This window comes from Pseudomonas sp. LAM2023 (assembly GCF_016620375.1).
Classification (GTDB): Bacteria; Pseudomonadota; Gammaproteobacteria; order Pseudomonadales; family Pseudomonadaceae; genus Aquipseudomonas; species Aquipseudomonas anuradhapurensis.
On sequence record NZ_JAENHV010000009.1, the window covers coordinates 278,798 to 301,143 of the forward strand.

Here is a 22,346-nt window from a genome sequence, read left to right on the forward strand (position 1 = left end):
GCGCGGCTTGCCACTGACTTGAGCCGCGCAAGGGCCGGGCCGGCCTCAGCGCTCGAGGTAATGGGTTTGCGCGGCAAAGTCGATGAAGCGCTTGCTGGCCAGCGACAGGTATTCCCCCGAGCGCCAGCACAAGCGGAAGCTCATCAGCTGCGCTGGCCGGAACGGCACGCCGACGATGCCTGGCGTGCGCTGCTGCACCGAGCGCAGCAGGGTGGCCACACCCATGTTGTCCAGTGCGGCCTGCACCACCAGCGAGACGAAGTTGCTCTGCAGTGCCACCTGGTACGTGATGCCGTGTTCAGCGAAGAACGCGTCCAGCAGGTGGCGCTGCACGAAGGTGCGGTCGAACACCACCATATCGGTATTGCGCAGATCCTCGGCGGTGAGGAAGGCCTTGTCGGCATACGGGTGATCAGGGTGCATGCACGCCAGCATCTCGTCGCTGCCCAGCAGGATCGATTCCTTGTCGGGCGGCACGCGCCTGGACTCCAGCAGCGCCAGGTCGATTTCCCGTTGTTCCAGGCGCTGGCCAATGTCCTCGGCGCTGCCTTCGAATACGGTCATGGCGATGCCCGGGTACAACCGGCGGAAGGCGTTCATCAACCCGGGTACATAGTGCAGGCCGAACATTGGCGGGATACCCAGGCGGACTTCGCCGCGTTTGAGGTCGGCCATGTCGCGCAGTTCTTGTCGGGCCACGTCCATTTCGCGCAAGGCCGAGGCAATCCGTGGCAGGAACCGTTCGCCCTCGGCGGTGAGAATGACTTTGCGGGTTGTGCGGTTGAACAGGGTCACGCCCAATTCTTCTTCCAGGCGGGTAACGGCCATGCTCAGCGCCGGCTGGGCGATGTGCAGGTGCTGCGCGGCCTTGGTGAAGCTGCCCTGGCGAACGATTTCGACGCAGCAACGCAATGCCTTGAGATTCATTGTGGGGGACTACCAATCAGAGGAGTTGCATTCATAACGGACTGTGATGTCAGGCATCATAACAATATATTTATTATTATTAACCAGAGGGCCTACGATGCGCGCCACTGAGACATCCTGCAACATCTCAGTCACGCAGCTTGATAAATCTGCAATCCCACGAAGATTTTGAGGTAGTACCCTAAATGGCCAAGGCCGCCGATGTCGTTGTGCAATGCCTGGAAAACGAAGGTGTCGAGTATGTATTCGGCATTCCAGGTGAGGAAAACCTCGATTTGCTGGAATCCCTGCGCAAGTCGAAGATCAAACTGGTACTTACCCGTCACGAGCAGTCCGCAGGTTTCATGGCTGCCACCTACGGTCGCCTGACCGGCAAGACCGGCGTCAGCCTGTCCACCCTCGGCCCCGGCGCCACCAACCTGGTTACCGCCAGCGCCTATGCCTACCTGGGCGGCATGCCGATGATGATGATCACCGGCCAGAAGCCGATCAAGAAGTCCAAGCAGGGTCGTTTCCAGATCATCGACGTGTGCGGCATGATGGACCCCATCACCAAGTACACCCACCAGTTCGCCTCGGCCGACAACATCCCGGCCCGCATGCGCGAAGCCTTCCGCCTGGCTGAAGAAGAAAAGCCGGGTGCAGTCCACCTGGAACTGCCGGAAGACATCGCCGCCGAGCAGACCGACGCACTGCCGATTCCGCCAAGCCTGCACCGCCGCCCGCTGGCCGAGCACGTGGCCATCGAGGCTGCCGTGCGGAAGCTGCAGAACGCGCGCAACCCGATCCTGGTGATCGGTGCCGGCGCCAACCGCAAGATGACCGCCAAGGTCCTCAAGCAGTTGATCGACAAGACCGGTATTCCGTTCATCACCACCCAGATGGGTAAAGGTGTGGTCGACGAACGCCACCCGCGCTTCCTCGGCAACGCTGCGCTGTCGTCCGGTGACTTCGTCCACCGTGCGATCGAAGCGGCCGACCTGATCGTCAACATCGGCCACGACGTGATCGAGAAGCCGCCATTCTTCATGGTCCGTGGCGGCACCGAGGTCATCCACATCAACTTCCGCTCCGCTGAAGTGGATGCCGTGTACTTCCCGCAGGTGGAAGTGATCGGTGACATCGCCAACGCCGTCTGGCAGATCGGCGAAGCGCTGAGCGACACCTCGCACTGGGACTTCACCCGCCTGATGGCCATCCGTGAAGCCAACGAAGCGCAGATTGCCGAAGGCGCCGACGACAACCGCTTCCCGGTCTACCCGCAGCGCCTGGTGGCCGACATCCGTCGCGTGCTGCCGTCCGAAGGCATCGTCGCCCTGGACAACGGCATCTACAAGATCTGGTTCGCCCGCAACTACAAGGCGCACAAGCCCAATACCGTGCTGCTGGACAACGCCCTGGCGACCATGGGCGCCGGCCTGCCATCAGCGATGGCGGCGCACCTGGTGCACCCGGACCGCCCGGTGATTTCGGTGTGCGGTGACGGCGGCTTCATGATGAACAGCCAGGAGCTGGAAACTGCAGTACGCTTAGGGATGCACATCACCGTGGTGATCCTGCGTGACGACGGCTACGGCATGATCCGCTGGAAGCAGGCCAACATGGGCTTCACCGATTTCGGCCTGGACTATGGCAACCCGGACTTCGTCAAGTACGCCGAAGCCTATGGTGCCAACGGCCACCGCGTGGAAAGCGCCGACGGCCTGCTGCCGCTGCTCGAGCACTGCATCAAGACCCCGGGCGTACACGTGATCGACTGCCCGGTCGATTACAGCGAGAACGACCGCATCCTCAACAGCGAGCTGCGTGAACGCGCGCTGGCGGTGTAACGCCTGACAGGAGCGGCGCCAACTCGACACTGGCGCCGTTCCCCCTGCCTTGTAAACCCGCTATTCCCTCGCCCTGTTCAAACCCTTGCACCGATGCCGGAGTATCCTACGCTCTGAGAGAGCAGGGGAGCCTTGCAGCCATGCCTCGATCAATGGTCTCATCCTGCGCCTGAACCGACTGGTATCGAGCAATGACCCGCCCGCTGTTTGTTTCCCTCGATGGGCCCAAGGGTACCGGCAAGACCACGCTGCTTGAGGCCGTTACCAGAGCCTTGAGGGCAGCCAATCAAACCGTCATCCGGCTTAGCGAGAAGAAAAACGACCCCTGCCGGAGAGAAACCATGGCCCTCGTCAACCAGCTGGCCAGGCATCCCCGCCGGGACCTGGAGTTGAGCGTGTGCGAGCGCCTTGCCGAAAGCCGTGCCTGGATTTCCCGGCAGGTGCTGCCGGCGCAACCACCGGGCAGCATCATTCTGATTGATCGCTGGTATCCCTCGGACGCCGCATTCCGCCGCACAGTACCGTTCGACGAGATCCTACGGCTGAACATCGCACGAAGTGTGCGTGTGCCGGACTTGCATGTCGGGGTTGTCACCGCCGCTGCTACCTCATGGGCACGGGCGGCGGCTCGCACGCGAGGGTTGGGCAGTACGGTAATGCACCGCCTGGACGAGCAGGTGGCTTGTACCGAGGCGTTCGAACGTGCGGTTGTGGAGCATGGCTGGGTACTGTGCCGTAATGAAGGGCCGATCGAGCAGGCAACGCGGCAGATCGTGGCCGAGATCACCGCCTGCATCAATCGTCTCGCCTGATCTTGGCCCCATTTCTGTTGCAGGGAGAAATACGATGGCAATTGATTCGCTGGCGTTCACACCATGGTCCGCGCTGGCCGGTGGTGTGTTGATCGGGCTCGGCGCAGGCCTGTTCGCAGTGCTGAACGGCCGTATCGCCGGGATCAGCGGTTTGCTCGGTTCATTGTTGCAAGGTGGGCAAGGGCGCGGCGAGAAGCTGGCCTTTGTTCTGGGGTTGCTGGCTGCACCGCTGCTGTGGGGGATGTTCGCCACAGTGCCTGTCCCCCGATTCACCGCGGCAGCCGGCACGCTCGTGGTGGCTGGGCTGCTGGTCGGGCTTGGCACGCGCTACGGCAGCGGCTGTACCAGCGGCCATGGTGTCTGTGGCCTGTCGCGGCTGTCTCCCCGTTCAGCCGTGGCAACGCTGTGCTTCATGGCCAGTGGTTTCGCCACGGTGTATGTCGTCCGACACCTCGTACAAGGGGCCTGACATGCGTGCTCTCAGTGGGTTTATCGCCGGGCTGCTGTTCGGCGTAGGGTTGCTGCTGGCCGGGATGGCCAACCCGGCCAAGGTCCTTGCTTTCCTCGACATCGCCGGGCAGTGGGACCCTTCGCTGGCGCTGGTGATGATCGGCGCTATTGCTGCGGCATGGTTGCCGATGCGCTGGGCGCGCGGGCATTCGACGGCATTGCTGGGTGGGCCGATGCAGCTGCCTGACCGACGTGACGTGGATCGTCGTCTTGTTGGTGGCAGCCTGGTGTTCGGCATAGGCTGGGGGCTTGCCGGCATGTGCCCGGGGCCTGCGTTGGTGCTGCTGCCGGGAGGGTACTGGCAGGCGTGGCTGTTCGTGGCAGCGATGCTGGGCGGCATGGCTGTGTTCGAGTGGCTGCAGGTGCGCAGGCGGATGTAGATGTGCTCGCACGGTTCTGGTCCAACCAGGCCCGTATCGCCGACTGTCGAGTTGGTATTACCTGAGTCGCAGAAACGTGGGCTTTACCGAAGCCAACCGCAGGCCGGGACCTTCCGCTCCCGGTTGAGAGCGGATGGTGCCAGCCGGTTGCCACCCAGTGCGTATGGCGCGTCATTCCGTTCGGCCTGGTGACGGCCTGGCCGTGAATGGGGGCGGGTGGCCTGCGGGGCCAGTTCAGGCAACCGGGATCGGGTTGTCGACCAACGCCTGGTTGAACTGGTCGATCAGCGCGTGCTCGTTGATCCCCTGGTTGGCGCGCAGCGCGACCACTCGGTCCACCAGCACCTCGGTTGTTGCACTCTCGAGCTTGACCAGGGTTTCCTCAATGAAGGCATCGAGCGGCATGGCACGTTCATCGCCGCTTTTGTGGACCAGGTCGGTATCGACCCAAGGCGGGGCGATTTCCAGCACGTTCACGCTGGTGTCGCGCAGGCTGAAGCGCTGCGACAGGGAATAGGAGTGCAGCGCAGCCTTGGTCGCCGAATACAGTGCGGTGGCCGCCAGTGGCAAGTAGGCCAGCACCGAGCTGTTATTGATGATGTAGGCATCAGGCTGGCGTTTCAGATGCTCTACGAAAGCAGCGCTGACACGCACCGGGCCGAGCAGATTGGTCTGCAGCAGGCTCACTGCCTGGGCGTCGTCGTAGTCGCCCGATGCCGGGTTGTCGAAGGGCATGATACCGGCGTTGTTGATGATCACGTTCAGCGAAGGGTGGCGGCGGATGACTTCCTGGGCGACTTGCTTGATCTGCTGCGGGTCGTTGATGTCGAGCCTCACGGTATCGATACCGGGGTTGGCCTGGGCGATCTCGTCCAGCAGTGCCTGGCGGCGGCCCGCCACGATCACCTGGTTGCCACGCTGATGGAATGCCTCGGCCAGGGCACGACCGATACCCGAGGTGCCGCCGGTAATGAAAATGGTGTTGGCGCTGAGTTTCATGGGTGGGTTTCCTGTCCGGTCGATCAATTGGTGGCGTAGCGCGGGGCCAGCCGGTTGCTGGACAACTGGCTGAACAGGGCCTGACGGCTGGCTTCGTAGCGCTCGAACGCCTCGAGGTCATGCAGCGAAGGGATGGAGATCAGCTTGCCGGCGTCGAAATCCTGCAGGGCGCCGTCCACCAGGTCTTCGGCCGACATCACGATAGCGGGGTCCAGGTTTTCGACCGGCAAGCCGCCGATCTGCCAGAAGTCGGTCGCGGTGGCGCCGGGCAGTACCGCCTGGATCCTGATGCCTTGGTCGGCAAGTTCCCTGTGCAGGGAATGGCTGAAAGCGGTGACATAGGCCTTGCTGCCGCCATACACGCCATTGAGCCGCTCGGGGGCGAGGCTCACCACCGACGAAATGTTGATCACCGCACCTTGGCGGCGAGCGACAAAACCCGGGACTGCTGCGTAGGTCAGGCGGGTGAGGGCGGTGACGTTGAGGGTGATCATTTCGGCCATGCGCTCGACATCGCTGTCCAGCAGGCTGGTATGGGTGCCGATGCCGGCGTTGTTCACCAGCAGGCTGATACTGGCGTCTTCGCGCAGCTTGCGTTCTACCTTGGCCAGGTCATCCGCATTGGCCAGGTCTGCCGGAAACACTTCTACATTCTGTCGGGTTGCGGTGGTAAGGCGGCTGGCCAGGTCGTTCAGGCGCTCCCGGTTGCGCGCCACCAGTACCAGGTCGTAGCCGCGACGGGCCAGGCGTTCTGCGTAGATCGAACCGATTCCGGTGGACGCGCCGGTGATGAGCGCGGTGCCTTTGAATTGCTGCGTCATGGTCATGCTCCAGTGGTGGGTTGCGGTGTGCAGCCATGATGACAAGGCTTACGCTTGTCTCAAACGACGTATATGGTACGCTTTCGGGACATTGCAGCAGGAGTTTGGTGATGCACCGGGTCGGCTATTTGATGACCGAAGGCTTCCAGGTCATGTCCCTGGCGACGCAAGCCGTGTTCGAGTTTGCCAATATCGTCACGGGCGAAGCGGTCTACAGGATTCAGAACTTTTCCATTCACGGCGGCACCGTGCGCTCTTCCCTGGGCATGCACATCGATACGCTGCCCTTGGGTGCTCCAGGCCTGGCTGACACTTGGATGGTCACCGGTACCCTGACGCCCTTGACTGCCCCTGACGAGGCCGTGCTGGCCAGCGTGCGCGCTTTTGTCGAAGGCGCCCGGCGTACCGCTGGCCTGTGCACCGGCACCTTCGTCCTGGCCCATGCGGGAGTGCTGCAGGGGCGACGAGCGACGACGCACTGGGCCTATGCAAAAAAGCTGCGTGAAATGTATCCGCAGGTCGAGGTGGAGGAAGACCGCATTTTCATCGTAGATGGGCCGGTCTGGACCTCTGCCGGCATGACTGCCGCCCTGGACATGGCGCTGGGTATGGTAGAGAAAGACCTGGGCGCAGAGGTAGCCAGATCGGTGGCGCACAAGCTGGTCATGCACCAACGCCGCTCAGGCGGGCAATCCCAGCATTCCGAGCTGCTTGCGCTGTCGCCACGCTCGGACCGTATCCAGGCCGCGCTGGATTATGCCCGCAGGCACCTGAACCGTTCATTGAGCGTCGAGGAACTGGCCGGGGTAGTGCATCTGAGCCCGCGTCAGTTTACCCGGGTGTTCACCGCCGAAACCGGGCAATCACCGGCCAAGGCCGTGGAAAGCCTGCGCCTGGAGGCCGCTCGGTTGCTGATCGAGCAGAGCCGGCACAGCCTCGATGTGGTCGCCAGGGAGACTGGCTTCAGGGACCGTCGGCACCTGCGCGAGGTATTCATCCGCGGCTTCGGCGTGCCGCCGCAAGCGGTGCGCAGGGATGCCAGGCGGGTAGTTGCTGCATGAAGAACAGAGCCTAAAGGCTCTTCAACACCGAACCAGGAGCGTGCACATGGCAGCTGACGAGCAGAACAAGCTGTATTTCGAAGACCTTGCGGTAGGTGCGTCCTTTGCCAGCGAGTCCTATGAAATGACCACCGAGCGCATTTTGCAGTTCGCCTCCGAGTTCGACCCACAACCGTTCCATACCGATGCCGAGGCAGCGCAGGCGAGTTTTTTCAATGGCCTTGCGGCCAGCGGGTGGCACACGGCGGCGGTGACCATGCGCTTGCTGGTTGAAAGCGTTCCGCTGACTGGCGGGCTGATCGGTGCAGGCAGCGAGATCAGCTGGCCGCGGGCCGTGCGTCCGGGCGATTGGTTGCGGGTCAGGACGACGGTGAAGGAACTGATCACTTCCAAGTCCAGGCCAGAGCGGGGCATGGCGGTGCTGGAAAGCGAAACCTGCAACCAGGACGGTGCCGTCTGCCAGCGCAGCGTGGCCAGGGTGCTGGTGTTTCGCCGCGAACCAGAATTGCTACCAGAATCTGGAGCTGCTCAGTGACAGCGTCGGGCTGCCCTTCACCAGTAGGGCGCAAGGGTGTAGCGCTGGAGCTGGTCGAGTTTCGCAGGCTTGCCGTCCTTGCGACGCCTCCTTGGCAGATACTGGCGCAAACACTCGGTAGGTGGGCCAACAGCGACTTGGGGCACAAGCCCTTATAACATTTTTTCCAACCCAATCGTGCTGCTGAGCCATGAGTTGAAACGTCGCCACCATCCCCCCGGCTCCTTGTACAACGTATGTTGTTTGCCATTGTCTTCGGTGACCCAGACCAGATCGTCATTTTCCAGCCGGACGTGATAACTGAGAGCCGGTGTCATCCCTTCGAGGGCCAATCTGCGCACCTGCCCGGCGAGCGCTGGATCATCGACCAGAACCCCCACCTCGGTGTTCCACAGCAATGAGCGTGAGTCGAAATTGAACGAACCGATAAACGCTTTATGCTGGTCGAAAACCATCGCCTTGGTGTGCAGGCTGGAGTCGGAACTACTGGCGGAACCCTTATGCCAGAGGCGCGGCCTTTCCTGGTCATGGTCACCCGATTGGCGGCGTAATTCGAACAACTGCACACCATGCTCCAGCAAGGTTTTGCGATAAGGCGCGTAAGCACCCTGGGTGGCGGGCACGTCGTTGGCTTCCAGTGAGTTGGTGAGCAAGCTGATCGACACCCCAGCGTCGGCACGGCGGGTCAAGTACAGCACTCCCGGTTGGCCGGGCACCATGTAGGCCGAGACCAGGATCAGCTCCTTGTTGACCCCGTTAAGCTCGGGTTCCAGCTGGGTGGCCAATAGTAAGTACGGGGCGGGTTCGCCACTTGACAGGACTTTGGTCGGTGCATCCCACATCGCTTTGTTCCAGGCCCAAATCAACCCCCGTCGCCAGTTGTTCAGGCGTGGCTGCGTGATATACCTCATCAGTTTGCTATACAGCGCAGGGTTCTGTTTGCGCGTTTCCTCGAGCGATTCGTCGAGCTGGGCCCGAAGTTTGGTCAGGTCCGGGGCCTTCGGTTTGATTGTAGTGAACTGCTCGATGGGCTTGCTCAGGACACTGTTCCAGTACTGGTCAAAGCACTGTCCCAACTGTTGTGCAACAGGGCCGACACTGAGCATGTCGATATCAGTGAAGTTCCTGTTGGGCTCGGCATCGAAGTACTCGTCGCCCAGATTGCGTCCTCCGACGATGGCCACGCTGTTGTCCACCAGCCACAGTTTATTGTGCATACGCCGGTGCTGCTGCGACAGGTTGAACAACCGGCCCAGTGTACGTGTCACCACGGTACTGCGGCCCAAGTGCAGCGGGTTGAACACACGGATCTGTATGTGCTGATGCGCCGCCATGGTTGCGATTATGCGCCCCAGGTCATCACTGGCGGTGTCATCGAGCAAGATTCTCACGCGGACGCCGCGATCGGCGGCGGCGAGCAATTCGCGCATCAGTATCCGTGTAGTGAAACCGTCGTGGACGATGTAGTACTGCAAATCGATGCTGCTTTGCGCGTTGCGAATCAGTTCGGCGCGGGCGGCGAAAGCCTCGGCACTATCGGGAAACAAGCGAAAGCCCGATTGACCTTGATGGGGCGCAACCTGGGCCTGGATCGAACGACCGAACGCCGAATCGTCCGCCGGCAGGGCCTGGCTCGGTTCGAGCGCGACTTCGGGTGTCGTACAGCCGCCAGACAGCAGTATGAGCAACAGTAGCAGGGGCTGGTTGGTTATCACGGAGCGTACCCGGCTGATGGTGATGAAGGTATCGGATTCCGAAGAATGGCCATTCCCTTACCACCAGCATTGGGCCGTCACGACCGTGTGCAATGGTTCTTCGATCTGCGCTGTTGTTTGAAAAGCTTAGTTCAACCCGTGGTGGTTGCTGTGCTGGCGCTGGGCAACAGTCTAGTGGTGGACGACCGGGGGCCAAGCGCCACCCGGGCAGCCCGGCGCAAGTCAGCCAGGCCGGGCTGGCGCTCGCTTATCGGCTGGGGTTGGCTAGGTTCTGTGTGAAAAGTCTTGAGACGAAGGTCAGGCAAGGCGAAAACAGCCGAGGAAGCGGAGTTTACGGGTTGTAAATGAGCATTCCGAGGCTGTTTTCAACGCAGCATCACCGAGTATCAAGGCTTTTCACACAGAGCCTAGGGCAAAGTGTCTGGAAAGAGCGGGAGTGTAGGCTACTCAGCACGTTCAAGGCTCGGCTGCTGCGGCCTGTCATTCGCCGCCAAGGGTTTTGTACAAAGTCGCCCGGCTCGGTGTTCTTGCAAGTGAAGGCTGGGCGGAATTCTACAATGTCGCTACCCTTGGGCCCTCACGCCCAGGTCAAGAATTGTCCACTGTGAAGAAAATAGTTCGGGTTGATGATCTTCAGGTTTTCGTCACCACAGCGTCTGCAGGGAGTTTCTCGGCAGCGGCCAGGTTGCTGGATATCTCGCCGGCACTGGCCAGCGGGGCTGTCCAGCGTCTGGAGGGCAGCCTGGGCGCCAGGCTGTTCGTGCGCTCCACGCGGCGTTTGCGCCTATCGGACGATGGCGAGCGATACCTGGCCCATGCTCGCCAGGCCCTGGAGGCACTGGGTAACGGTGAGGTTGCCCTGACCGAAGGGCGCGATGAAATCGCCGGGGTCCTGCGCCTGTCCATGCCTTCGGATATCGGCAGAAATGTGCTCCTGCCCTGGCTTGACGAGTTCCAGCAATTGCATCCGAGGTTGCAAATGCAACTGCGGGTCAGCGATCAGGTGGCTGACCTTGTTGGCCAGCAACTGGATGCGAGTATCAGGTACGGGCAGCTTGCAGATTCCAGCCTTGTCTCGCTGATGCTCGTTGCGAACAATCGCCGAACGGTGTGCGCTTCACCCGGCTATATCGCTCGACATGGCGCGCCAGCCACTCTGGAAGATCTGGCCAGGCACAACTGCCTGCGCTATGTGATGGGCGAACAGACCTACGAGCGATGGAGCTTCGATACGCACGATGGGCTCAGGACCATGCCGGTGATCGGTGACCGCGTCAGCGACGACGCCGACATCGTAAGGCGCTGGGGCGTTGCAGGGTTTGGCATCGTCTACAAATCCAGGCTGGACGTTCTGGCGGACCTGCGCGCAGGGCGCCTGATCGAGCTGTTCCCTGGTGACTGCGGTCAACCCGCACCCTTGCAACTGGTATGCGCTCACCGAACAGCGCTCACGCCGGCTGTCCAAGCGCTGAGAGCGTTCCTGACGGAGCGTTTCGAGCAGGTCCTGGCGGGTGGCGGAGGGGGCTGACGGGGTGCTGGCCCCGTCACGCCATGCCGTGCTCTCAATACGTCCGTGCGGGCCCGGCGTCGATCTTCACGCGCATCAGGCTGTAGGGCTTCACGCGTTTGTCTTGTCCGTCGTTGAAGCCTGCTGACCGATGCAGTTGATTGGCGGTGAAGTAAAGGTAACCATCCGGGCCGATGGACAAGGTGTCCGGCCAAAGCACCCGGGAATCCTCGACCAGGGTCTGCCAGCTGCCATCGGCGTGGCGTTTGCGAATAGCGTTATGTTCGTAATCGCCAGCATAGACAGCGCCATTGGCATCGGCCTCGAGTCCGTCCGAAGCACCTTTCTCACCGAGGTCGACAACCGCTCGTTCGAGCTCGGCGTCGCTTAATGATGGATCGCGCAGCAACTGCGTGGGCACCGAGTAAAGATGTCGACTCGACAACGGGCAGAAATAAAGGGTCCGGCCGTCACTGGAAAGTGCGATACCGTCCGAAGCCACGGTCAACAGGCCAGCCTCGCCGCTGGCGTTACGTATGACCAGCGCCGGTTTGCCTTCCACGACCGGAACGAATGCAGGGTCCGCCGAAGTGGACTTGGCACCGCTCAGACGTCGTACAGCATTGCCGCTGGCAAGATCGACGACAATGATCCCGCCCGGGCCGCTGATCGAAGAGTCCGTTATATACGCCGTACCTTCATCGCCCACCCGAAAGTCGAAGCGGACATCGTTCACATAGGTACTCGGCAGGATGACCGAGTCGGGGAAAACCACCGTCTTCACAGGCTTGTTGGTGGCCAGGTCGATGGCGACCAGCTTCGCGCCACCCCGTGTGGGTTGGGCGAACTTCGGCGCGGCCGTGTCGAGAATCCAGACGCGGCCTCTGCCATCGGCCACCACGCTTTGCACACTGATGAAGTTTTTAGCCGGATGCGCAAGATCAGCCACGTTGGTCTGCAAGTCAGGGTAGGGCACCAGGCGCCCTTGAGCGACTTCTGCCACCGTGTACGGAACATCATCACCCCATCTTGGGAAGTTCACGAATATCCGCCCCGTTTCGCTCACCGTCACGCCGGTCGGCATTGCCCCGTTGAAGGCGTAGACGCGTTCGAGGCGTGCCCCGGTGCCGCTAGCACTGGCTGCGACCGCCACACCATTGAAGGTGACAGCCAGTGCCAGGCCAGCCATCTTGAACCATGTGTTCATTGTCCAGTCCTTGTGTGGATGAATGATCAGAAGCCTTCCAGGACAATCTTGCCTTTCGCCTTGCCGCTTTCGATCAGCGCGTGGGCCCGTTTGAGGTTGCTGGCACTGATGCTGCCGAAGTGCTCGCCGACGGTAGTCCGGATTACCCCGTCATCGATCAGTGACGATATCTTCTCCAGCAGTTGGTGCTGCTTGATCATGTCTTCGGTCTGGTACAACGAGCGGGTGAACATGAGCTCCCAGTGCACCGACAGCGATTTGCGCTTGAACGGCACCACGTCCAGCTGCGCTGGGTCGTCGATCAGTGCGAGCTTGCCCTGCGGGCGCAGTACTTCGACGATCTGCGTGAGATAACTGTCGGTGTGGGTCAGGCTTATCACGTAATCCACAGCGTGGAGCCCGAGTTGCTGCAGTTGCGGGGCAATGGCTGCCGAATGATCGATGACGTGATGCGCGCCGAGCTCAGTGACCCATGCCCGGGTTTCAGGGCGCGAAGCGCTGCCGATCACCTGCAGCTGGGTGAGCTTGCGGGCGAGCTGCAGCAGGATCGAGCCGACACCGCCGCTGGCGCCGATGATCAGCAGGCTCTGACCGGCACCGCCATTTTCCTCTACACCCAGGCGGTCGAACAGCAGCTCCCAGGCGGTGATGGAGGTCAGCGGCAAGGCGGCGGCGCTGGCGTTGTCCAGCGTACGCGGCTTGTGCCCGACGATGCGCTCGTCGACCAGGTGAAATTCGCTGTAGGTACCAGGGCGGTCGATGGCGCCGGCATAGAACACTTCGTCGCCAGGCTGGAACAACGATACCCCGGCGCCGACTTCGCGAACGATACCGACTGCATCCCAACCCAACACTTGAGGACAGTCGCCGCCACGGCTGGCTCTGACCTTGGTGTCGACCGGGTTGACCGCGATGGCCTTGACTTCGACCAGCAGATCCCTGGCGCCCGGTGTCGGCTTGGGCAGTTCGTTCTCGAACAGCGACTGCGGATCTTCAATCGGAAGGCCTGGGGTGTCGTAGACGATGGCTTTCATTCGGAGGTGTCCTTGCAGGTGAGAAGTGGTGACAGGCTAGCCGTTGGGCGTTTTCTGAAAAACAAGGCGATTGCCGGAAGACTTTCCGCGTTTTGCTGAAGATCTGAATGCTGGCGCCCTCGTTGATTCGCAGCGTCCAGGCCTCTGGTTCGGGCTCGCTGTGCTGCTGGGGATATGTGAGGCGGCATCCAGTTGATCATGTCGCCAGCCGCGTGCGTTATCACCTTTCGGGATGGTAGCCACCGATGGCCATCGCAGCTCTTAGGGCCGCCAGGTGAGTCAAGCCCTGCGGAAGGTTGCCCAGATACTGCCCCGTCTGCGGATCGACCATCTCCGAGTAGATGCCTACCCCGTGTGCTAGCCCTTTCAAAGCGTCTGAATAGGCGGCCACCGCGCGATCCTGGTCACCCAGAATGGCCCAGGCTTCGATCAACCAGAATGTGCAGGCCAGGAAGCAACCTTCCTCTCCCTGTGCATCGGTGTAGCGATAGTGGAAAGCGCCGGCTTTTAGATCATGGTCGAGGGCGTCCAGCGTGCTGCGTAGACGTTTCTTGCTGGGGTAGCCGAACCTGACGGCCAATGCCAGCGAGGCGTCCAGCCGCTCGCTGTCTGGATGGAAAACATAGGCCTGGCGTTCCTCATTCCAGCAGTGCACCTCAATCCATTCCTGGATACGCTGCCGCTCGCGATCCCAGCGTTCCCGGCAGGTGGTGGGAAGATGGCCTCCATCTGCCAGTTCGATGGCTCGGCTCAATGCTTGCCAGCAACTGATCTTGGACATCGTGTAGTGCTGCTTTTCCGGCAATTCCCAGATACCGGCGTCCTGCTGGCGCCAACCGTCGGCGCACTGGTCGGCAAGGCCTGAGAGGAGCATGGCGCTCGGGGCATCGAGAATGTTGCCGCTGTCGATGAAGCAGCGCGCTGTTTCGAAGATGTCACCGAACACCCCGTGTTGAAGTTGGTCGCGGGCGTCGTTGCCGACAACGGGTGGCGAGTTCTTGTAGCCAGGCAGAGCGACCGGGCGCAGGCAATCACCGATTGCACCGTCGAGGGTATAGAACACCCGCGGCCCATGTTCATCCAGCCGGCGCAATAGCCAGGTAAAAGCAGCCTTGGCTTCTGGCTGAGCGCCGATGCCCAGAAACGCTTCGATGGTGTAGCCGGCATCGCGTATCCAGGCGAAGCGGTAGTCGTAGTTCTTGCCGCCGCCAATCCGTTCGGGAAGGGACGAGGTCGCTGCCGCCATGATCGAACCACTCGGAGAGGACAGCAGCAGTTTGAGGGCCAGCGCATTTCGGATGACCTGGGCCTGATACGGGCCGTCGTAGAGCAGCCCCCTTGACCATTGGCACCACTCCCGATGCGAGCCGTCGATGCGTTCATCGATCAGGGCCAATGGCGGTACCACCAGCGGCTCATCACGCCCCGCGATGATTGCGACCACCGAGCGTTGCCCCGCAGCAAGGTGAAGTACAGCACGGACGCCCATGTCGTCCTTGCGTTGGATGTGCACATGATGGTCGTGCAGGAACATGCCGAGTATTCGGCCCGCATGAAAAACGCAGGCATTGTCATTCGGCGCCACGTAGGGGCTTACCGTGTCGGCTTGGGTTCCGAAGTCGATGGCGATCTCGAAGTCGACCCTACCCTCGATACCTTCGATGCGCCTGGCAAGTTCGCCCCAGGGCAAACGCCCGGCAGGGCCACTGTTCAAGGACTCGGTCAGCCGCGCACGACCGTCGTCGGTCGTGAAGAGTGTCTCGAGGACGTTGCTGCCTGGCAGGTAGCGCCGCTCAGCAACGAACGGCTGGTTGGGGGTAATGGAAAAGTAGCCTCCTGTTTGGGGAGCCAGCAGCTTGTCGAACAGGGGGGGGGAGTCCATGTGCGGCACACACCACCAGTCGATGGAACCGTCCAGACCAGTCAGTGCCACAGAGCGCCCATCGCCGAGCGCAGCATACTGCTCCAGGGGCAACCATCCACCCTCATCTCGCTGAGCTGCACCCTGTTGAGCCTCTACCGGTTCTCTTTCCATCGGTGTGCCTTTGATATCACCTGTTCCGATTCCGACACGGCGATCCGGCGTCTGGTTCGCCTTAGAGGAAAATGAACTTTGTCCGCGCTTGGGCTTCCCTTGTTCAAAGGCTGAAATTCGGAGCGCAAGATGAAGAAAGAGAGTGATAGGCAGAAGGCAGGCGCGCAGACGAAGCCGCATGGGGAAGAGGAACGAGACAACGATGCCCATCGTCCGGATGGATCCACGGGTACAGCCCATGATTCGACAGCGCAGAAAACGGCCCGTGATCACGTTCAGCACAAACGCTGATACTGCCATGCAAAAGCGAAAGGCTCGCCAGCCCGGCGAGCCTTTCGCCAAGGATCGTCGCTAAAGGATCGGTTTGCCGCCAGTCACTGCGTAACGTGAGCCACTGATGTAACTGGCCTCGTCGGAGCCCAGCAGCACGTAGATCGGCGCGACTTCGACCGGCTGCCCCGGTCGCCCCATCGGATAGCTGGAGCCAAAATTCCTGACGGCCTCGTCCGGCATGGTTGCCGGAATCAAAGGCGTCCAGATAGGGCCTGGCGCGACGCTGTTGACCCGAATGCCTTTCTTGCCAAGCAGCTGAGCCAGGCCAGCAGTGAAGTTGGCAATGGCCCCTTTGGTCGCGGCGTAGGCCAGCAGGCTGGGGGACGGATCGTCGGAATTGACCGAGCTCGTATTGATGATCGAACTGCCCTTGGGCATGGAAGGCAGTGCCGCCTGGCAGATACGGAAGATGGCGGTGATATTGGTATCGAAGGTCTTCACCCATTCATCATCGTCAATCTCTTCCAGGGACTCATGGGCCATCTGAAACGCCGCGTTGTTGACCAGGATGTCGATACGCCCGAACTGGTTCACTGTCTTTTCGACGATGTCGTAGCAGTGCTGTTTCTGCGCCAGGTCTCCGGGTAAAAGCAGGCATTGACGGCCTGCGGCTTCGACCCAGCGTGCGGTTTCTTGCGCGTCTTCATGTTCATTCAGATAAGCGATGGCGACGTCGGCACCTTCACGGGCATAGGCAATCGCTACTGCCCGTCCGATGCCGCTGTCTGCTCCGGTAATCAGTGCAATCTTGCCTTCGAGGCGATTGTGGCCGGTGTACGACTGCTCACCACAATCCGGGTGGGGCTCCATCTTGCGCTGTGAGCCAGGGACACTCTGAGGCTGAGAAGGAAACGGCGGGGTAGGGAAGTCTCGCATGGTAGAAGCTCCTGCAGTTGAGAACATTCATACCGGTTCGAGAGGCCTGGCCCCGGCGTGTTGGTTTCAATCTGCAGTTGGTACGACGAGCGGTGCGGGACATCATTCCAACTGAATTCCACGTCCCATCGCCTGTTCTACCGCACTCAGGTCCAAACTCATCCCGTAGCTCGGAGGCCAATTCTCATAACCCTGGATGTTCAGCATGGGCACAACAAGCTTCGCCTTACGAGACTGCAGGCACGTCGTACATTCCTGTCGCTGCCGCCATCAGCGTATCCGCGCGGGGTAAGGCGTCAGCGCCAGGCGAGCGCTGCCATCGCCATGCTGATTCAAAGAATATTGTGTTGTTCTATGGGACAGCGACGAAGGTGGCGATAATGGGGGCGATTCCCAGGGGCCATGCCATGCTGATCATCTCCAATAACGTACATCTGCCAGATGCCGAAATCGAACTGACCTACATCCGCGCGCAAGGCGCGGGTGGGCAGAATGTCAACAAGGTGTCCAGCGCTGTGCACCTGCGCTTCGACATCCCGGCCTCATCCTTGCCCGAGTTCTACAAGGAGCGGCTGCTGGCGCTGCGTGACAGTCGCATCACTGGCGACGGCGTGTTGATCATCAAGGCGCAGCAGTACCGCACCCAGGAGCAGAACCGGGCCGACGCATTGGCGCGTCTTGCCGAGTTGATCATCGCTGCCGGCAAGACCGAGAAGAAACGCCGCCCCACCAAACCGACCCTCGGCTCGAAGACCCGCCGCCTCGAGGGGAAAGCCAGGCGCAGCACGGTCAAGGCGGGGCGGGGGAAGGTGGATTTCTAATCCGCATCGACTTCATGTGAAGCAACTTTTGCCTGAAGTTCTTCGTTGCCTATGAGACCGAGCACCGCCCGCGCGGCGCTCGGTCTCATAGGCGCTACATACCCCAAGGCGAACATTTGTCCAGGCTCAGAGCACCTTGAACCCATGGGTGCCATCACGCTCGAGTTGGGCTATCAGCCCAAACTCCCAATCCCAGATAGCCCCTGTATCGCCTCGTGGGGATTGTCCATGCCCTCGTACGGGCGTCGGTAGCGATCGCAGCGTGGAACGGCAAGCCGCGTTTTGCCGGTTTCCAGCGGTTGCCCGGCAGCGATCCAGCGTGCGGTACCGCCTTCGAGCAAAGCCTTTATGAGCCGGCGCAGAATTAGTCAGCGTATGTATAGGCTGCCTGCTGACCGGAACACCGATCCGCAGGCTTACCGACACCTGGCTCTGGAAACAACCGTAACGGCCTGCTTTCTCGCCCTCGCCTAGGCCATCAAGGAATTGAGCACTGCCTGCAAGCGCTCTGCTGTGAAAAGTGTGCAAGGCTGCATCGGTTCCCGCACTTCGTTGACGATCAGCCCCTGCATGCCCAACGCAGCTTTCACGACTGCTGGATTCGGTTCGATGAAGGCTGTCTGAATCCACGGTAAAAGTCGATTGAACGTGGCCCGGGCTGCGAAGACGTCATTTCTGTTCACCTCCTGCATCATCTTGACGAAGAGATCTGGGCGGATGTGTGCTGAAACAGCAATCGCACCGGCACCGCCCAGAGCGAGGTTGTTGAAGATCTGGATATCCTCGCCTGTCAGCACCTCGGCATGGCCATCGCTGATCAGTGCCAGTGTGGTCTCGATATCCCCACTGCAATCCTTCACAGCGGCAATTTTTGGATGGTGCACGATCCTTCTCAGCGTCTCTCGGTCAATCCTCACACCTGTCCGGTAGGGGATGTCGTAAAGCACTACGGGGACTGATGAGGCATCAGCGACTTTTTGGAAGAACGACTCGATGCCTTGTTGTGATGGGCGGATGTAGTAGGGGGCTGGAACCAGGACGCCGGCGATATCACGGCTCTGAATCGATTGCTGGAACGCCAGGACTTCCCGCAGGTTGTTACCCGATAGCCCCATGATCACTTGGCCAGGCTCGGCGACCTGCAGAACTGCATCCAGTACCGCGAGTTGCTCATCTCTGCTCATGGCTGCGGCTTCGCCCGTGGTACCGCATACCACGAGGCCTCTCACACCATCAGCGAGGAGCTTCTTGGCCAAGCCCTGGAGGGCGTGGAAATCGACCTGTCCCGAATGGAATGGTGTGACCAGTGCAACCCAGATACCGTGAAAATTAGACATGCATTTCTCCTCAGGCAGACCGATTGGTCGACGTCAGAGGAGGGGATGGGAATCAAGCGGGGAGGAGACCTTTCGCTATCTGTCCTGTCAGCTCATCTGACGGGACAGCGCCCCGGTCAAATGAGCGGCTGTTTCTTGGATTTTTTGGCAACGGACATGCATGCGCATGCCTGGGCAGAGAGGCCCTTGGCAGTCAGCATGTGGTCAGCGGTGAGCGTCATGGGTGATCCGTTGCGAAGATTCACGATCGGATAGTGCGCAAGGCAACGACGTTTCGTCAACAGGCAATATCAGGCAAGAGTGTTATAGGTCAACCAGACGGTACTAATCTCGTCGTACATCTGCTTTACGGGAAGAGGCCTGTGTGTACCGTCCCAGCAGTTTTCCAGCTCGATAGCGTTAACCTTTTCCCCGCAAAACGGCACAAAAGCAGTGTGCGCCCGCGCTCAGCACGGCGCAGCAGCTGTGCGGCCAGCCCCTTTGAACATGATCAGAAAAGTCATGACCTGGATCGCTGAGAACGAGAACAAGTTTGAGATCCTTGTCCGCAAGCACGTGACAGAAAGCTTCAACTACGCTGACGGCAGCAAGCTTGCAGGAGTGAATGCTGCGATGTTCTTCGGTCAGCCTGGTAGTCGAGTCGAGGTACGGCTAGCTGAAGTGCGTATGGTGTGAGGACTGGTGATGGATAGCGAGCTGAACGGAGGTTTGTGAAACCGAGTGAAGGCAGGAGAGACAGGTGACGATGGGTAAATGGTTGATTTTTCAAAAACGGGTGTAAACGTTGAAATAAAATCGGACGCCCACAATCCCTTTTAAAAACAATATGTTAACCCTTCCTGTCGCTATATCGGCGGAAAAACGAAGTCTTTTTTCCGGGCTTATCCCGCATAAGAGTCTGTCTTCCGGTCTTATGTCACACGGGTTCGATGTACTCCTGAGCCCGCAGTGTGATTCCAGGTGCGCAGGTGTTTCATGGATTGGTTGGATAGCCTAATGGGCGTACCGATAAAACTCTACGATCCAAGACGTCTTTCTCAGGGGATCCCATTGCACTCGAAAGCCCGTGAACCGGGAGGAAAGTGGTGATGTGTATGGCGCCAACACCAGATAAGCCGTTGAAGATTGTTAGCGCTTGGTAGCCCGCAAGCCCTGAAACCTGGGACGTAACCGAAATGACAAGGTGTGCGCCTTCTACTCGCCCAGCACGGTGCGTTCAAGAATGAACAACAAGAACGCAGTACCTACACCAGATTCGTCACAACTCTTCCCTCGTTCCGCCCACCGCAGGTAGCTACCAGGAACCAATCGTCGTCCCAAGCCGAGAAACACACCGGCCCCAACGGCAGATCCACAAGCGCACTTTTATGCGTATGTCGCAATACGACAGGTATGGGAAATGCCATTCCCGTCCAAGATGTGCTCCAACGACCGAATATTTACGTTCGGAGGTTAGACGGTTTAGGAATGAAAAAGGCGAGCTTTATGTTCAGGACTTAATCATTCGGGTTAAATATATATTGAATGTGCGTGAATTTCGTGATTTTTAACTTGATGATCTCTATAAGCTTTTTTTAGTTGGAGTTTTTTTGTAATTTCTGAAGAAATGTCAATATATCTAATACTCAACTTACTCCTGGCCTTGCCACCGCTTGGAAGCTGCCTAGCCGAAATTTGCGTGCATCTACCACTCCACTATCCTCACCTGTCAAATCATCGGATTAGTACCGGATAAGATGGATAAAGAACTCAACCTGCCTGCAGCGCCTAGCGATTCGGAAGAAAAAGCAAAGGTAAGAGTACCCAGAGACTGGAAAGAGTCAGGAGTACCTCCTGGAGGTGAGTACATTCCCTACCAGGAAAGAACTTATGACGCGCGCGAGCAAGAAGTGGCTAAAGAGCGCGCATCCGTTTTTGACCAGGTCATTGAGCGGTTTAACGGGATGACCGTCAAGCGAGGCATGGAAGTTCTTGGCCTCGGCCACTCTCAATTTTATAACTTGCTGCGCAAGCACAGAAAAGAAGAAAGTATCCAGCGAAACAAGAAAGGCAGGGTTATAGGAAGTTGCTGGGCCAGTGATGCACAAATCGCTGCTCTTGAAGAAGCCTACGAGAAGAAATTTGAAGGCCCCAAGGCATCCCTCAGTAAGCTCCACCAGTGGGCGCGGGAGTACTTCAAGGGAGAGGGTGAAAATGTCACGCGCTATAGGGCCAGGCAATTCTTAATGTCCAAGCCGGAAAGAGAGGTTTATTTCAAGCGGTACGGGAAAGAAAAGACGGATCATAAATATGGATTCAAGCCTCACAAGTTTGTGATCGATGGGCTTTTGCACAGAGTATCGATGGATCACACGATGGTCGACATCTTGTTGGTCGACGAGCAGAACAGAAATATTATCATCGGTAGGCCATGGGTAACGATGTTAATCTGCGATAAGTCGAGAGTGATCTTAGGTTTTTTTCTTAGTCTAGATCCCCCTAACCTTGATACCGTCGCTGCCGCCCTTGCTTTTGCAGTGATGAACAAAGATTTTCATCTATTCCGCTTCTTGACTAATCCGAATGAGTATCCATTCTTTGGTATTCCATTTGTTATATTTACCGACAATGCCGCTGAGTTTACAAGTGAAAAGTTCATTGAGCAGTGCAAGGCGTGGGGTATGGATTGGGAACACCGCCCTATAGGGAAAAAATGGTATGGAGGCATTATAGAACGCTTGATTGGCACGTTTATGACGACAGAAGTCCACTTCCTTCCCGGCGCAACCGGGAGTAACGTCGTTCAGCGAGAGGACTTCAATAGCGAATATAATGCAACGATGGATTATGAGCAGTTCGCTGTATGGTTCCTAAATCAAGTAACTGTTTATCATGGCAAAATCCACTCGTCGCTAAAATGCACTCCGCGTGAAGCTTGGAATCATTACGTTAATCAAGGTCTTTATGATCATGATCGTGTCATTGCATCAAACGATCAAATGAGGTTTTTGATTGATTTCTCACCGACAAGCTTCGATCACAAGGTGCATCCCTACGGAATAAATTTTGCTGGCCGTAGATACGCATGTTACGAGCTTGCCCCCTACGTGGGTCAGCGTTTTGATATCAAGTACCTTCGGCACGATCTGAGCTACGTCTGGGTCAAGCTCCCAGGCAAATTTCTGAAAGTTCCTTGTAGTTATAATCGGGTGGGGCTAGCTAACACTTGGGATTCCTACTCGAACCATAAACAACTTTCGAAGCGTAAAGCACTACTCAAAGACCTGCCCCCTGGCACTGTCGACGATGAGTTCGCGCACGCTGCTCTTGCCAATCAGACAGTGATCGTTCAAGAGGCCGTTGACCTTAAAACTGCTTTCATGGCCAATCTACCGCCTAAAGGTCTGCCCGCTCCACAGAGCACTCTAATCCCTGCAACCGAAGCAGTAACCAATGAACCCGTTGAGGACTGGCTTATCGAAGACACGCAAGACTTTATCCCGACAATCTTAACCCAGGACGAAAACGCTCACGATGTTTTTGTGCCGCGCATCATAAGAGAGCATTCAGATCAGCCTGATTTTCTTCCTGTAATTATATTTGATAAGCATAAAGACTAACTTGGAGA

Annotated in this window: 19 protein-coding genes and 1 pseudogene; 10 read left to right on the top strand and 10 right to left on the bottom strand. The window is 59.0% G+C overall.

All coding sequences use genetic code 11. The annotated features are described in order from the left end of the window. Positions 1–45: 45 nt before the first annotated feature. Complete coding sequence (locus JKP78_RS01320) at positions 46–927, bottom strand: LysR family transcriptional regulator (protein WP_186685860.1); 882 nt, start codon at positions 925–927, stop codon at positions 46–48. 185 nt (positions 928–1,112) lie between these two features. On the opposite strand from JKP78_RS01320, the gene JKP78_RS01325 reads away from it, so the two are divergent. From JKP78_RS01325 to JKP78_RS01340, 4 genes are all read left to right on the top strand, one after another. Next, entirely contained in the window at positions 1,113–2,756 is a 1,644-nt protein-coding gene (locus tag JKP78_RS01325) for an acetolactate synthase large subunit (protein ID WP_200625884.1), read from the top strand. 191 nt (positions 2,757–2,947) lie between these two features. Then, complete coding sequence (locus JKP78_RS01330) at positions 2,948–3,568, top strand: thymidylate kinase (protein ID WP_186685862.1); 621 nt, start codon at positions 2,948–2,950, stop codon at positions 3,566–3,568. Between the two features lie 34 nt (positions 3,569–3,602). Then, positions 3,603–4,037 carry a YeeE/YedE family protein gene (locus tag JKP78_RS01335; protein WP_186685864.1) on the top strand — a complete coding sequence of 145 codons (435 nt, stop codon included), beginning with the start codon at positions 3,603–3,605 and terminating at the stop codon, positions 4,035–4,037. Between the two features lies 1 nt (position 4,038). Next, complete coding sequence (locus tag JKP78_RS01340; RefSeq protein ID WP_186685866.1) at positions 4,039–4,458, top strand: DUF6691 family protein; 420 nt, start codon at positions 4,039–4,041, stop codon at positions 4,456–4,458. Between the two features lie 234 nt (positions 4,459–4,692). Here the strand turns inward: JKP78_RS01340 and JKP78_RS01345 are convergent, their stop codons facing one another. Beyond that, positions 4,693–5,457, bottom strand: a complete 765-nt coding sequence (locus JKP78_RS01345) for an SDR family oxidoreductase (RefSeq protein ID WP_186685868.1) — start codon at positions 5,455–5,457, stop codon at positions 4,693–4,695. A 23-nt stretch (positions 5,458–5,480) separates the two neighbouring features. Beyond that, on the bottom strand, positions 5,481–6,278 hold the full coding sequence (locus JKP78_RS01350; protein WP_186685869.1) for an SDR family NAD(P)-dependent oxidoreductase: 798 nt from the start codon (positions 6,276–6,278) through the stop codon (positions 5,481–5,483). Positions 6,279–6,388: 110 nt separating this feature from the next. Between JKP78_RS01350 and JKP78_RS01355 the strand changes: the two genes are divergently transcribed. Both JKP78_RS01355 and JKP78_RS01360 read left to right on the top strand, forming a co-directional pair. Continuing rightward, on the top strand, positions 6,389–7,339 hold the full coding sequence (locus tag JKP78_RS01355; RefSeq protein WP_186685870.1) for a GlxA family transcriptional regulator: 951 nt from the start codon (positions 6,389–6,391) through the stop codon (positions 7,337–7,339). A 46-nt stretch (positions 7,340–7,385) separates the two neighbouring features. After that, positions 7,386–7,874 (top strand): MaoC family dehydratase, encoded by a 489-nt coding sequence (locus tag JKP78_RS01360; RefSeq protein WP_200625885.1) that lies wholly within the window; start codon positions 7,386–7,388, stop codon positions 7,872–7,874. A gap of 152 nt (positions 7,875–8,026) precedes the next feature. On the opposite strand, the gene JKP78_RS01365 is transcribed toward JKP78_RS01360, so the two are convergent. Next, complete coding sequence (locus JKP78_RS01365) at positions 8,027–9,589, bottom strand: phospholipase D family protein (RefSeq protein WP_200625886.1); 1,563 nt, start codon at positions 9,587–9,589, stop codon at positions 8,027–8,029. Positions 9,590–10,202: 613 nt separating this feature from the next. Here JKP78_RS01365 and JKP78_RS01370 point away from each other — a divergent pair. Further along, positions 10,203–11,117, top strand: coding sequence for a LysR family transcriptional regulator (locus JKP78_RS01370; RefSeq protein WP_200626149.1), 915 nt, complete (start codon positions 10,203–10,205; stop codon positions 11,115–11,117). Positions 11,118–11,151: 34 nt separating this feature from the next. Here the strand turns inward: JKP78_RS01370 and JKP78_RS01375 are convergent, their stop codons facing one another. From JKP78_RS01375 to JKP78_RS01390, 4 genes are all read right to left on the bottom strand, one after another. Beyond that, on the bottom strand, positions 11,152–12,303 hold the full coding sequence (locus JKP78_RS01375) for an L-dopachrome tautomerase-related protein (protein WP_186685875.1): 1,152 nt from the start codon (positions 12,301–12,303) through the stop codon (positions 11,152–11,154). Positions 12,304–12,329: 26 nt separating this feature from the next. Continuing rightward, positions 12,330–13,337 carry a zinc-binding alcohol dehydrogenase family protein gene (locus JKP78_RS01380; protein WP_186685876.1) on the bottom strand — a complete coding sequence of 336 codons (1,008 nt, stop codon included), beginning with the start codon at positions 13,335–13,337 and terminating at the stop codon, positions 12,330–12,332. Between the two features lie 220 nt (positions 13,338–13,557). Beyond that, positions 13,558–15,312 (bottom strand): glycoside hydrolase family 15 protein, encoded by a 1,755-nt coding sequence (locus tag JKP78_RS01385; RefSeq protein ID WP_200626150.1) that lies wholly within the window; start codon positions 15,310–15,312, stop codon positions 13,558–13,560. Between the two features lie 411 nt (positions 15,313–15,723). Then, positions 15,724–16,581: an SDR family oxidoreductase gene (locus tag JKP78_RS01390; RefSeq protein ID WP_200625887.1), complete on the bottom strand. Its 858-nt coding sequence runs from the start codon at positions 16,579–16,581 to the stop codon at positions 15,724–15,726. 407 nt (positions 16,582–16,988) lie between these two features. Between JKP78_RS01390 and arfB the strand changes: the two genes are divergently transcribed. Beyond that, entirely contained in the window at positions 16,989–17,402 is a 414-nt protein-coding gene (gene arfB / locus JKP78_RS01395; RefSeq protein WP_186685878.1) for an alternative ribosome rescue aminoacyl-tRNA hydrolase ArfB, read from the top strand. A gap of 126 nt (positions 17,403–17,528) precedes the next feature. On the opposite strand, the pseudogene JKP78_RS24965 reads toward arfB, so the two are convergent. Together JKP78_RS24965 and dapA are read right to left on the bottom strand one after the other, a co-directional pair. Continuing rightward, positions 17,529–17,743 (bottom strand): annotated as a pseudogene (locus JKP78_RS24965) (rhodanese-related sulfurtransferase); the annotation flags it as partial. A 129-nt stretch (positions 17,744–17,872) separates the two neighbouring features. Continuing rightward, a complete protein-coding gene (dapA, locus tag JKP78_RS01400; protein ID WP_186685881.1) occupies positions 17,873–18,739 on the bottom strand; it encodes a 4-hydroxy-tetrahydrodipicolinate synthase in 867 nt (288 codons plus the stop codon). Between the two features lie 501 nt (positions 18,740–19,240). Here dapA and JKP78_RS01405 point away from each other — a divergent pair. After that, positions 19,241–19,414, top strand: coding sequence for a hypothetical protein (locus tag JKP78_RS01405; RefSeq protein WP_186685884.1), 174 nt, complete (start codon positions 19,241–19,243; stop codon positions 19,412–19,414). Between the two features lie 1,061 nt (positions 19,415–20,475). Beyond that, entirely contained in the window at positions 20,476–22,338 is a 1,863-nt protein-coding gene (locus JKP78_RS01410) for a Mu transposase C-terminal domain-containing protein (protein ID WP_200625888.1), read from the top strand. Positions 22,339–22,346: the final 8 nt, after the last annotated feature.